The organism is Frankia canadensis (assembly GCF_900197875.1).
GTDB lineage: Bacteria > Actinomycetota > Actinomycetes > Frankiales > Frankiaceae > Frankia > Frankia canadensis.
This window is the reverse complement of the sequence record NZ_FZMO01000106.1, coordinates 1-12,638: the sequence shown is the minus strand read 5'-3', so window position 1 is coordinate 12,638 and position 12,638 is coordinate 1. Positions and strand designations below refer to the sequence as shown.

Here is a 12,638-nt window from a genome sequence, read left to right as displayed (position 1 = left end):
CGCCCTGCAGAACGCCGCGTCGATCGCCGGCCTCTTCCTCACCACCGAGGCCGTCATCGCCGACAAGCCGGAGAAGAACCCGGCTCCCGCCGTCCCGGGCGGCGGCGGCGACATGGACTTCTGAGTCCAGCCGCGGCAACGAAGGCGGCTCCGCTTCGGCGGGGCCGCCTTTCGCCGTTTATGACCGATTCACGCGGGGATCTACCCCGAATGGGGTAAACTTTCCTGGTAGACGTGGAAAGAGCCGTCTCCGCGGACGGGAGGTTCCGCGGAGACGGCTCTTCAGCCTGGGAGCAGGCGCCACACTCGGGACGGAGCGGACGCAGGGAGGCACTCCCCGAGACGGCCGTATGCCGGGCAAAGTCCGCGCGGCCATCCTCAACGGCGATCAAGATACCATCGTGTATTGCGGCAGACAAGAGTTTTATGTCACTTATTTTCGACAATTCATGGACGGTCGATCGTTAGCCATCGACGAATTGGGCGACACGGACAATTAACGCGCCGAGCCTTTCGACAGGGCCGGTGCGGGAGGGCACGATAGGCATCGTGGTCCAGGCAGCCCCGCACTCCCGCTCCCGCCGCCCCTCGGTGACGATCCCCACACCTCCGGTGCGGGTGGAGGATCTCGACGCCGCCGGTCCCGGCGACGCACGCCTCGAACTGCTGGACGGGCTCTGCGTCCTGCGGCCCTGGCCAACGCCGCTGCGGGCCCGCGTCACCAGTCGGCTCACCCACCTGCTGACCGAGGCCGCCACCTCCGGCGCGCATGTGCTGCCGGCCGGCGTGGGGGTGGAGCTGTCGCCGCGCTGCCTGCTCGTCCCCGACCTCGTGGTCGCCGCGAGCCCGGCGGGCGAGGATCGCCGGCTGCGGGAGACCCCGTTCCTGGTCGTCGAGGTGGCCGACGCGAGCACCCGCCGCTACGACCGGACCCTCAAGCTCGACCTCTACCGCGAGCACGGCGTCGTGTCCTGCTGGCTGATCGATCCGGACACCACGACCCTGGAGGCGTACGAGCTGGTCGCCGGCTCCTACGTGGCCACCAGCGCCACCGGGCCGGACGGCGTCTTCACCACCACCCGGCCCTTCCCGGTGACCGTCCGGACCGCGGAGCTGATCGACCCGCCCGACGCGGAGTGAGCCGGCCCGCCGCCGGTGCCCGCGCCTAAGCCTGACCGGAGGTCTGGTCGGGGTCGGGGATGTCGTCGGCGTCGACGATCGTGTAGGCGTAGCCCTGCTCGGCGAGGAACCGCTGCCGGTGGGCGGCGTACTCCTGGTCGAGGGTGTCGCGGGCGACGACGGTGTAGAAGTGCGCGGTCCGGCCGTCCGCCTTGGGCCGCAGCACCCGGCCCAGGCGCTGTGCCTCCTCCTGACGGGACCCGAACGTGCCCGACACCTGCACCGCGACCCCGGCCTCCGGCAGGTCGATGGAGACGTTCGCGACCTTGGAGACGACCAGGGTGGTGATCTCACCGGTCCGGAACGCCTCGAACAGCCGCTCGCGCTCCCTGTTGCGCGTCGAGCCCTGGATGACGGGCGCGTCCAGCATCTCGCCGAGCTCGTCGAGCTGGTCGAGGTACGCCCCGATCACCAGCACCCGGTCGTCGGCGTGGCGCTGGACGAGCCGGCGCACCACCGCCCGCTTGCTGTAGGCCGTGGCGCACATGCGGTAGCGCTCCTCCGGCTCGGCGACCGCGTAGGCCATCCGCTCGTCGTCGGTGAGGGTGACCCGCACCTCGGTGCATTCGGCGGGCGCGATCCAGCCCTGCGCCTCGATCTCCCGCCACGGCGCGTCGTACCGCTTCGGCCCGATCAGACTGAAGACGTCACCCTCCCGACCGTCCTCGCGCACCAGGGTCGCGGTGAGCCCCAGGCGGCGCCGGGACTGGATGTCCGCGGTCATCCGGAACACCGGCGCCGGCAGCAGGTGCACCTCGTCGTAGACGATCAGGCCCCAGTCGCGCGCGCCGAACAGCTCCAGATGCAGGTACTCGCCCTTGCGGCGGGCCGTCATCACCTGGTAGGTCGCGATGGTGACCGGGCGGATCTCCTTGCGCTCGCCGGAGTACTCGCCGATCTCGTCCTCGGTGAGCGTGGTGCGGCGCAGCAGCTCGTGGCGCCACTGGCGGCCGGCGACCGTGTTCGTCACCAGGATCAGCGTGGTCGCCCCGGCCTGGGCCATCGCCGCCGCGCCGACGATCGTCTTGCCCGCCCCCGACGGCAGCACGACCACCCCGGAGCCGCCCTCCCAGAAGCCCGCGACCGCGCCCTTCTGGTACTCGCGCAGCTCCCAGCCGTCCTGCACCAGCTCGATGGGGTGCTTCTCGCCGTCGACGTAGCCGGCGAGGTCCTCCGCCGGCCAGCCGAGCTTGAGCAGCGCCTGCTTGAGCCGCCCCCGCTCGGAGGGATGCACGAGGATGGTGTCATCGTCGAGGCGCTCGCCCAGCATGGGCGCGACCCGCTTGGCCCGCGCCACCTCGACGAGCACCGCCCGGTCGAGCGCGCGCAGCACCAGGCCGTGGACCGGGTCGTTCTCCAGCCGAAGCCGGCCGTACCGGTCCATCGTGTCGGCGACGTCGACGAGCAGCGCGTGCGGCACCGCGTAGCGGGAGTGGCGCACCAGGGCGTCGACGACCTGCTCGGCGTCGTGCCCGGCGGCGCGCGCGTTCCACAGCGCCAGCGGGGTGATCCGGTAGGTGTGCACATGCTCCGGGGAGCGCTCCAGCTCGGCGAACGGGGCGATCGCCGCCCGCGCCTCGGCCGCGCCCGCATGGTCGACCTCCAGCAGGAGGGTCTTGTCCGACTGCACGATCAACGGGCCGTCCACCATGCATCGACGGTACAGGCGGCCACCGACGGAACGGACGGACGGCCGGCGCGGGCGCGCGGGCCGGACGCGCGGGCCGGACGAACGAGGCGGACGAACGAGGCGAACGAGGCGGACGAACGAGGCCAGCGAGGCGGACGAACGAGGCGTCAGCGTTGGGTGGCGCCGCCCACCGACGGCACGCCGAAGGTGTCGTCGACCTCGGCGACGCCGGTCACCCGGTGCAGCGCGAAGCGGCGCGAGGCGGCACTGATCTCGTCCCACGCGCTCAGCCACCCGCCGTCGACGGCGGTCGGGCGCACGATCCGGTCCCGGGGGGTGCCCTGCTGATCGACATAGCCGAGCAGGACCCGCCGCCGCTCCCGCACCGCGCCCTGCAGCATCACCAGGATGAGCGGGGCCGACCGGGTGAACCCGACGCCCACCCCGCGGGCGGCATCGACCGCCGCCCGCACCTCCCGCGCGCCGTCGTCGCCGCGGCGCACCAGCCGCAGCACGTCCCGGGCCTGCGCGAGCCGGGAGTCGGCGACGTCGTTCGAGGCCGGGCGCGAGCGGGCCGGCGTGCGGTGCACGGTCGGGCGGCTCAGCAGCACCCGGCCGTCGGCCGCCTCCGCGACCGGCGAGTAGCCCGCGTCGCGCAGGCCGACGAGCACCTCGGCGGTCGGCAGCGGGGAGATGACGATCGTCGGCGCGATGCGGCGCAGCCCGAGCGCCTGGGTGCGCCGGCTCGCGACGACCTCGGCGAGCAGCGCGGTGTCGTCGCAGCGCAGATAGCTCGCCGCCGGGCCGGCTCGCAGCCGGCCGTGGCGGCGGGCGGTGTCGTCGATCAGGTAGCTCAGGCCCTGCGGGACGCCGGTGCGGGCCAGCCGGTCCAGCTCGGCGTGGATCTCCTCGGCCGTCAGGCCGGAGTCCAGCGCCCGGCGCAGCGAGTCCTCGGAGAAGCGGTAGACGGTCGCGGCGCCGGTCGACTCGACGTCCGCCATCCGGGCGACCCGCGCCGCCGCCGTGGGCGTGAGCGGCCCCGGCGCGACCGCGGTCAGGTCGGCCTGCAGCAGTAGTTCCTCTACCGGAGCCGGCAGCAGCGGCGCCAGCGCGTCGGCGAGCTGCGCGCACAGCGCCGCGTCGCCGCCCGACGGCCGGCTCGGCGAGCCGGCCAGGCGCGCCGGGTCCGCGCGTTCCGCCTCCAGCCGCGCGGCGAGCAGCCGGCCCACCGTGGTCGGCGCGCCGCGGCCGATCAGGCCGAGCAGCTCCGCCTCGGCCAGCGTGCCGTCGATCATCGCCGCCAGCAGCGACCCCGACCGGCGCGGCGACCGCCAGGCCAGCAGGGCGCGCAGCGAGGCGTCGTCCGGTGCCACACCCGGCGGCGCGGCCGCGAGCGCGCGCAGCACCTCGGCGCGGACCTCGACGGCGGCGGGGCGGCGCACGTCCAGCGACATGGCGGCGATCTGCCGGCCCCGCTCGTCGCGCTCGCCGACCAGCCAGGAGGCGACCGGTGCGCGCAGCCAGCCCTCGACGAGCGCCGCCCAGCGGGCGGGCACCAGCTCGGTGCCCCAGCGGTCATAGGTGGCGGTGGGCATGTACTGGACGTCGACGCCGGCCGTCGCGTCGACGAGCCCGGCGGCCGCGGCGAGTTCGACGACGAACGCGGCCGTCCGCTCATCGGTGTCGAGCAGCCGGGCGGCGGCCCGCAGGTCGCGCACGCTCAGGCCGCCGGTGCGCAGCGGCGTCACCGGCGCCGCGCCCCAGGCGTCCAGGATGGTGGCGACCCAGCGCACCACCGTGCCCGCGGCGAGGGCCGCCGCGCCGTCGGCGGCCGGCACGCCGATCTCGGTGCCGGTCAGCGCGGGTGGACGCGGATGCAGCGGGCCGGCAGGCCGCTCGCCCCGCGCGGCAAGGCCCACCTCCCGGGGCAGCTCGACGGTCTCCTCGTCGATCCCGATGACCAGCCCGCGGGCCAGCAGCTCCTCGACCGGGCCGCGAGCCCCGGCGAGGACCGGCACCCGGCCGGCCTCCGCGGAGGTCCCGAGCGCGGGGCCCGCGGCCAGCCGGTCGAGCAGCGCGCGGGCCCGGGGCGAGCAGTCGTCGAGCCAGCCGCGGACGGCGGCCGGATCGTCGAACCTCCGGCCGAGGGTCTCGATCAGCTCCGCGCGGGCCGCGACGGGCTCGCCGAGCACGCCGGCGATGCGGGCAAGCTGGTTCTGCCGGTAGGCGCCGAGACACTCCCGCACCGGCCGGCCGAGGCCGAGCGGGCGCGACCCGACCAGATCGACCACCATGCCGACGACGCGCAGCCCGTCCCCGTCTCCCCAGACCAGGCCCAGCTCGCGCAGCCGATCCACCACGGCGGCGAGCCCCGCCACCGCCTCGCCGTCGACGCCGCACAACGTGGCCAGCCGGTCGAGCGACACGCCGCCCGGCAGGAGGGTCAGCGCCTCCAGCACCTCGCAGGCGCCCGTGTCGAGCCGCTCCATGGCCCGGGCGACACTGACCCTGACCTCCAGCCGCGCGGCGAGGATGTCGAAATCGGGCGGCGGCGGGGTGGCGAGGTCCGGTCGCAGCAGGAAGAGCCGGACCAGCGCGTCGTCCGGCCTCGCGCGCAACCAGCCCGCCAGGGTCACGGGCTCGTCTCGCACCTCGTCGTCGGCCGGTATCGACATCCTCATGACGGTAGCCGGCGGACCGCCCGGTGGGCAGGGCGGCGGTCGCTACCCCGGGCGCGCCGCCCCGCCGGAGCGCGCCGGCGACTCGCAACCGCGCCTCGATCCGGCCTCGTGCCGGCGGATTCCCGGCGCTCCCGCGACCGACAGCTCCGCGCCGCGCACGGCAGGCCCGCCGCCGCCCGCGCCCCGGGTGAACCGGACGATGCCCACCTGGTCGAGCACCCAGCCGCAGCAGGTGTCCCAGCGCAGCACGGCGATGGACGGGTCGGTACCGCCGAGCGGGCGCAGGACGGCGAACGCCCAGTCGGGCGCGCCCGTCGACGTGCGGATGCCGGTGATGCGCAGATCCTCCGCCGAGGCGGCGGACACCAGCGGGCTGTCCAGGATCGCGCCGGCGATCGCGACGGCCTCGGCCTCCGTCGCCGGCCGGCCCGGCCCGTCGGCGACGTCGGACGCCATGGCGCCCGCACCGGAGCGGCCCGACGCCGTCCAGTCACGCCGCGGGGCGCCCTGACCGGCCGCACCTGCCAGCGGGACCGCGTGGGCTGCTGCGGATCTCGGACGCACGTGGCCTCCTTGGATGCCTTCCTGGCGGGCCGGGGCACGCGTTCGGTCGACCGTCGGCGACCCGGACGCCCTGGAGACACCGCGCGCGGCCGCCTCCGGTGAGGCGCCGCACGCGAGGGGCGTCACGGCAAGACGAGGTCGACGGAATGCGACAGACCTACCAATACCTGATTGGACACGCCCGAGACGGCAGGGCGCAAGGGGAATCGACGAACTGGAACACGCCAATTTTGCCCGGTCCGCCTCGCTCGCCAACGCGCTCGGGAACTCCGCTCGCACCAGGAGATCCCAGGTTACCCGGACATTGATTCGATCACACGCAAGGACGACCATAAAGCGACAAGCACAACAACAGGCGACAACGCCCACTCTCGGCGAGACAAACCATCAGTTACGTCACGGCGCGCGACCACTTTCTCCGCGCCCCCAAAGCGGCACCACGTATCGGCGCACCCGCCGCCCCCGGTCGTCTCCGGTCGACGCCGTCCGGCCCGGTCGACGTCAGTGGCCCCGGTCGACCCGGTCGACCCGGTCGACGAGGAACGAAAGGTGGTTGGCCCGACCCCAGTCCGCGAGCCGGGTCAGGACGCCGGCATCGCCGGGCAGGGCGAGCGTCCGGCCGATCGACACGCCGACAACGATCACCGAGACCACGATGGCGGCCCGCAGCACGGCCAGCACGCCCCCGCGGCCGCGCCGGGCTCCCTGACCCCGCCGGTCGCGCCGCACGCCAGGGCCATCCTGCCCGGCGGCCGGCGGGTGGTCGTCCCACCGGCCGACGGCTGGGGGCGGGTCGTCCCATCGTCCGGCGGACGCGGCCGGGTCGCCGCCGGGGCGAGACACGCCGGGCGCCCGCGGCGGGGGCCCGTCCAGCCGCACGGGCGCCTGCCGGCCGGTGAAGCTGACGTCGTCCAGCGCCGGCCGTCCCGCCGAGCGCCCCGGCCCGCCGGGCGGGGGCGGGCCGACGCCCGGAAGGGCCGGGCGCACGCCGGTGGTGCTGACCTTCTCCAGCGGCCCGGAACCGGCGGTGCCCGCCTCGTGGCCGGCCGGGCGCGGCTTCCGCGCCGGCGACGCGGGCCGGCGCGGACGGTCCCCGGGCCGTTGCGGGTCGCGGCGCGCGGATGACGCGCCACTGGCCGGTTCCTGACCACCATTGCGAAATGCGCGCGGATCCGCGGTGTCGGGCTGACGGAATCCCGACCCCGCAGGAGGGCCGTCGCCAGGAAAGCCTGTCGGTGCGGAGCGTGCGGGTGCGGGAACACCGCGATCGTCCGTGTACCGAGCGCTGGCGGGATGGGCATCGGGATCCGACGGCCACGCCGCCGGTGCCGCGAAACCCGCCCGCGGGCCGGCGGGAGGCGTTCCCCCGGCGGCCTCGTGGGCCGGACCGGCTGGATCGTCGGCGGGATCGTCGGCGGGATCGACCGCGATGACCTCGGCACCGCCCGCGGTCGGGTTGCCGAACGCGACCGCCCGAAAGGTCTGGCGGGGACCCGCGGCCGCGGCCCCCGCCGGCCGGCCCCCCGCCGGGGGCCGCCGTTCCCGGGGCGGCTGCCGCCGTTCGGGCGCCGGGTCGGTCTCCATGTCGGCGGGATCGAACGCCGCCGCCCGGCCAGGCTCGGGGCCCACCGCGGGACGCCGGTCCGCCCGGGGCGCCTGGCCGGATGGCGGGAGGGCCGGCAGCGTCCCGAACGCGACGATCCGGCCGCCGCCCGTGGGTGGACCGGACGGCCCGAAACCGGCCGCCGGACGGCGGCCGCCCGCTTCCGGCGGCTCGTCCCCCGCTCTCTCGCGGTTCCGGCCCTCTGCGACCACCGCCCGCACCTTCCGCTTCCGCGTCGCGCCACCGCGCCGCCGCGCCCTCGGGTCACCGGCACACGCAACACCGGCACATCACCACACGACTGCGGGTTGACAGGCACAACCCTGACGCTGATCACGGTCATCTGCGGCGATCCAGCCCAGACTAGCTCCCACCCCGGACAAAAAGGGCCCCCATGCCGCCCCGGCCGGGACGCGACCCGTTCCGCCCGCCCTACCGAAGGCCGAGGCCGACGCCCTCGCGGGCCGCGAGCATCACGGTCTGCGGACCCGGCAGACCCGTTCGAGGACGAGCCCCCCGACGAGCAGCACCACCGCGGCGGCGAGCCCGAGGCCAGCGGTGATCGCGTCGCTGCCGGCCGTGGGGAACTCATCAGTGCGCGGAATGGTGTAGCCGAGCACACCCGCCCAGCCCCCGGCGAGGGCCGACCCCGTCACCGAGCTCGCCTTGGCGAGCGCGGCCAGCCGGGCGACCGTCAGCGGCAGAATCGGCCGGGTGCCCGGCCGGCCCGCCAGCCTGCGCCGCGTCTGCCCGGCGACCTGCAGCTCGATGATCCCGATCAGGACGACCGACAGCGGCGCCGTGCGCGGCAGTGTCGGGATCGACCGGTACGCCCACCACAACAGCAGATATCCGAGCACGCCGAAGACGACCGCCACCACGACGAGGTCACGGGCGCGCGTCGGCCTCACCCCGCCGTTCCCCCCTCGTCCAGCAGCATGCTCGCGCCGCGCCGCAGGCCGGCGAGCTCGCCGTCGCGCGACATCCGGGCGACAAGGTCGGCGACCCGGCCGTGCCCGGGCAGGACGGCGTCCGGCTCCACGTCCAGCCAGGGCACGCAGACGAACGCCCGCAGATGCGCGCGGGGGTGCGGGAGGAGGATCTCCGGGTCGTCGCTGCGCCGCATGCCGAGGGCGATGACGTCCACGTCGAGCGTGCGCGGGCCCCAGCGCACCGTGCGGACCCGCAGCGCCTGCTCCTCCGCCGCCCGCGCCGCCGCGAGCAGCTCCCGCGGCGGCGCGGGTGCCGTCAGCACGACGGCGTTGAGATAGTCGTCCTGCTCGGGGCCGCCGACCGGCGCCGTCTCGTACACGGGTGAGCAGGCTGATACCCCGAGCAGCTTGTCGAGGCTGCGCACCGCGCCGCGCAGCAGTGCCCACCGGTCACCGAGGTTGGAGCCGAGGGCGAGCACCGCGTGGGCCGGACGGTCCGCGGGGGCTGAGCGATCCGCGGGGGCTGGACGATCCGCGGGGACCGGTCCGCCCGGCGCGCCGCCGCTCGTCATCGCCCGCCCTCCGCCGTCGTCACCGGGGCGGGCGTCATCGGGGCGGCCCGCCGTCGCCCGGCAGGGTCACGGTCACGGCCACGTCGGCGAAGACGAGGGGGATCGGTGCCGCCGGCTTGTGCACGGTGACCTCGGCGCGCGCCACCCGCTCCCGGCGGGCGCACGCCGCGGCGAGCTGGTGCGCGAGCGTCTCGATCAGATCGACGGGCGGGCCGGCGACGATCGCGGCGAGCTCCTCGGCGAGCTCGCCGTAGTGCACCGTGCGGGTGACGTCGTCCGTCCGCGCCGCCTCCGCCGCGTCCAGCCAGAGCACCGCGTCCACGACGAACTCCTGCCCCAGCTCGCGCTCGGCCGCCAGCACGCCGTGCCGGCCGCGCACCCGCAGGCCGGTGAGCGTGATCCGGTCCAGCGGGCGTCCGCCCGCGTCCGCCGCCGTCACCGGGGGAACCGCGGCGCTTCCTGCGCGCCGGCACGGCCGGGCACCGAGGCCGGCCGCTGCGTGCCACGCGGGGGCCTCGCGGCCAGGCCCGGCAGCAACAGTGGCGGCAGCCCGGGGCCGGCCGGCGACGGCGGGGTACCGGTGGCGGGCGCGTCGACGCCGGCCTGGCTGTCGGGGGCCGGATCGTCGCAGCTGCCCTGCCGCCAGGCGCGCACGACCCGCACGGCGTCGGCCGCCGGGCGCACCGCGTGCACCCGTACCCCCCACACCCCGGCCGCGGCCAGCAGCGCGGTGGTGGCCTGGGTGGCGTCGTCGCGCTCGTCGCTGGGGCGCACCGCGCCGCGCGGGTCGGCCAGCACCGAGCCGAGGAAGGACTTGCGGGACGTTCCGACCAGCAGCGGCCGGCCGAGGGCGGCGATCGCGTCGAGCCGGTTGAGCAGCGCCCAGTTGTGCGCCGAGGCCTTGGCGAACCCGATGCCGGGGTCGAGGATGACCCGGTCCTCGGCGATCCCGGCGGCCGTCACGACCTCCAGCCGGGCGCGCAGCTCGGCGACCACCTCGGCGACCACGTCGCCGTAGACGGCGCGGGTGGTCATGTCGGCGCTCGGGCCGCGGGCGTGCATGAGCACGTAGTACACGCCACGGTCGGCGACCATGGCCAGCAGGTCGGGGTCGACGCCGCCGGAGACGTCGTTGACCAGCACGGCGCCGGCGTCCACCGCCGCGGCGGCCACCGACACCCGGGTCGTGTCCACGCTGACCGTCACGCCGGCGGCGGCGAGCTCGGCGACCACCGGCAGCACCCGGCGCATCTCCTCGGAGGCCGCCACCCGGGACGCCCCTGGGCGCGTCGACTCGCCGCCGACGTCGATGAGGTCGGCGCCCTCGTCCACCATGCGCAGCCCGGCGCGCACCGCGTCGACCGGGTCGAGGAAGGTGCCCCCATCGGAGAAGGAGTCCGGGGTGACGTTGACGACACCCATCACCCTGGTGAGGCCGCCCGGCCGCAGCAGGTCGCCGCCGGCCCGGCTCACGCGGCGCCCTCCCCGACAGGCGCCGGGGCCGGGGTCGCCGCCCGGCGGTAGGAGTACCGGTAGACCGGTCGGAAGCCGAGCTCGGCGTACAGACGCCTGGCCACGGTGCTGACCTCCTCAACCTGGAGATAGGCGTGGGTGGCGCCCTGGTGCGCCGCCCACCGGGCGAGCGCGCCGAGGACGCGCCGGGCCGCGCCGCGACCGCGCGCCGCGGGCAGCGTGGCCATGCTGTAGATGCCCAGCCAGCGACCGTCGGTGACGCCACGGCCGACGGCCACCGGCACGCCGTCGGCGGTCAGCGTCACATAGGTGGTCGGCAGCCGCAGTCTCGCGAGCACGGCCAGGGTGCCGACGCGCTGCCCGTCGAAGGTGGTGAAGACCTGCCCCGCCACCCTCAGCCAGCCCTCGTCCGCGACGGGGCCGGCCCGGAGGTCGACGGCGGTGCCGCCCGCCGGGGCGGAGCCGGCGTCCGCGCGGGTGAGCCCGGCCAGCGGCGCGGAGCAGACGTCGGTCGGCCCGGTGTCGTCATAGCCGGCGTCGTCGAGCGCGGCGGGCAGACCCGATGGCCGGCTGACCGGCGTCAGCTGAAAGGTGGGGGGCAACCCGGCGGAGCGGTAGAAGGTCTCGACGGCCGCGAGCCCGGCGGCGAGATCCGGGACGTCGCCGCGCGCCCACACCGAGTTGCCGCGCCGCGACGATCCGGCCGAGGCCCGCAGCAGCCACCCACGGTGCTCGCGGACGGCCAGCGGCGGCCACGCCCGGTGCGCGACCAGCTCAAGCTCGCGGGCCAGCGACGCGTGCGCGCCGGAGAGCCCGCACCGCGGACCGAACAGCGGGTCGGGTGGGCTCGCCGCCGCGCGCTCACCCACCGCGAGGCACCACGAACGGCCCGACACCCGCGCGCCCACGGCGCGCCGGACGGGTCTGACGGAACTGCTGGGCCGCATCAGCCACCATGCCGAGGCTACCGACCGGACAGCAGGGGTGGCCGACGGCATCGCTCGGACCGGTGGTGCCAGCACCGCGCCCACCAGCGGGCACCATGAACGAATGTCATAATTTCCGGTTTATTGCGGATATGTTCCCATTCTGCCGCGCGCCTCCTCCGATCGCCACCGATGCGGACGCGGCACGCCCGGACACGTCCGCCCGATTCCGGGCGCATCCGCACAAGCCTTCCCCGTCCGGCGCGCCGAGGACGGGACTTCCTTCGTCCGTGTGCCCCGCGACCGGCTTCATACCCGGCGGAAAGTTGATCGACAGGCCCTCCAGGAGGCAAGATCGAGCTTGGAAACCGCGGAGAAACAACACGTAGAGCAACAGTGGCCTGCACATGGCGGCCCCCTGATCGTCACCTTCCGGCGCAAGGCACCTTCTACTATCGACAGCGGGGAAACCGGTGGATTCCGGCTGGTGCGGTCGGGACCGACCGGCGGCAACGTCGCCGCCGCGCCCAGTCCACCGGCAAGGCCGGACCGCCGACCGCCGGTCCGGATCGCCGCCGCCGTCGCCACCGTCGCCGACGGCCCTGGGACCTCGCACGGTCGAGTGGTCTCACCGTGCGCTCCCATCGGGTCGCCCCTCGCAGCGAGCCCTGCCCATCGCTACGTTGTCGGCACGGTCGCAGACCGTGGTGTTTTCGGAAGGAAGGACGCGCGGCATGCCGCAGTCAAGCGGATCCTCGCCAGACCGTCGCCCCGACCCAGGGGGTCCGTCCCCGTCCGGCCGATCCGGCCCTTCACCAGCCAGGCACGCCCCGTCGACGGCGGGCGAGTCGATCAACATCCCGCCGGCGCGGACCCCGCCGGACGACCGCCCCGAGGACTACCCCGCGGAGCCACCTGCCCAGCCTCCGGTCGACCGGTGCGACCGAGGCCCCACCGGCCCCGGCACGGCCCCGCGGCTGCAGGTCCCCGACGGCCTCGCCGAGCTGGCCCGCGCCTCGGCCCTGCTGCGCCGCACGGCGCTGTTCGGCCGGGGTCCGCACGGCCCCGCCCCCTCGTG

Annotated in this window: 10 protein-coding genes and 1 pseudogene; 2 read left to right on the top strand and 9 right to left on the bottom strand. The window is 75.7% G+C overall.

The genetic code is table 11. The features are described 5' to 3' along the window. Window positions 1-549: 549 nt before the first annotated feature. The gene (locus tag C1A33_RS10775; protein WP_101831376.1) at window positions 550-1,140 is read left to right on the top strand and encodes a Uma2 family endonuclease; all 591 of its coding nucleotides are present in this window, start codon (window positions 550-552) and stop codon (window positions 1,138-1,140) included. Between the two features lie 25 nt (window positions 1,141-1,165). On the opposite strand, the gene C1A33_RS10770 is transcribed toward C1A33_RS10775, so the two are convergent. The 9 genes from C1A33_RS10770 to C1A33_RS10730 all read right to left on the bottom strand — a co-directional run bounded on the left by C1A33_RS10770 (window position 1,166) and on the right by C1A33_RS10730 (window position 11,503). Next, on the bottom strand, window positions 1,166-2,830 hold the full coding sequence (locus C1A33_RS10770; protein ID WP_101831375.1) for a DNA repair helicase XPB: 1,665 nt from the start codon (window positions 2,828-2,830) through the stop codon (window positions 1,166-1,168). Between the two features lie 146 nt (window positions 2,831-2,976). Next, window positions 2,977-5,490 (bottom strand): helicase-associated domain-containing protein, encoded by a 2,514-nt coding sequence (locus C1A33_RS10765; protein ID WP_101831374.1) that lies wholly within the window; start codon window positions 5,488-5,490, stop codon window positions 2,977-2,979. Between the two features lie 42 nt (window positions 5,491-5,532). Further along, window positions 5,533-6,054 carry a hypothetical protein gene (locus C1A33_RS10760; protein WP_101831373.1) on the bottom strand — a complete coding sequence of 174 codons (522 nt, stop codon included), beginning with the start codon at window positions 6,052-6,054 and terminating at the stop codon, window positions 5,533-5,535. A gap of 501 nt (window positions 6,055-6,555) precedes the next feature. Next, complete coding sequence (locus C1A33_RS10755) at window positions 6,556-7,869, bottom strand: hypothetical protein (RefSeq protein ID WP_243407409.1); 1,314 nt, start codon at window positions 7,867-7,869, stop codon at window positions 6,556-6,558. Window positions 7,870-8,130: 261 nt separating this feature from the next. Beyond that, window positions 8,131-8,568, bottom strand: coding sequence for a DUF3180 domain-containing protein (locus tag C1A33_RS10750; RefSeq protein WP_101831371.1), 438 nt, complete (start codon window positions 8,566-8,568; stop codon window positions 8,131-8,133). Continuing rightward, window positions 8,565-9,161: a 2-amino-4-hydroxy-6-hydroxymethyldihydropteridine diphosphokinase gene (gene folK, locus C1A33_RS10745; RefSeq protein WP_101831370.1), complete on the bottom strand. Its 597-nt coding sequence runs from the start codon at window positions 9,159-9,161 to the stop codon at window positions 8,565-8,567. The genes C1A33_RS10750 and folK overlap by 4 nt, the downstream gene beginning before the upstream one ends. A gap of 34 nt (window positions 9,162-9,195) precedes the next feature. Next, complete coding sequence (folB, locus tag C1A33_RS10740) at window positions 9,196-9,600, bottom strand: dihydroneopterin aldolase (RefSeq protein ID WP_101831369.1); 405 nt, start codon at window positions 9,598-9,600, stop codon at window positions 9,196-9,198. Then, window positions 9,597-10,583, bottom strand: a complete 987-nt coding sequence (gene folP, locus C1A33_RS10735; RefSeq protein ID WP_101831377.1) for a dihydropteroate synthase — start codon at window positions 10,581-10,583, stop codon at window positions 9,597-9,599. The genes folB and folP overlap by 4 nt, the downstream gene beginning before the upstream one ends. A gap of 47 nt (window positions 10,584-10,630) precedes the next feature. After that, complete coding sequence (locus tag C1A33_RS10730; protein WP_243407408.1) at window positions 10,631-11,503, bottom strand: GNAT family N-acetyltransferase; 873 nt, start codon at window positions 11,501-11,503, stop codon at window positions 10,631-10,633. 791 nt (window positions 11,504-12,294) lie between these two features. On the opposite strand from C1A33_RS10730, the pseudogene C1A33_RS10725 reads away from it, so the two are divergent. Beyond that, a pseudogene (locus C1A33_RS10725) lies at window positions 12,295-12,638 on the top strand (hypothetical protein); the annotation flags it as partial.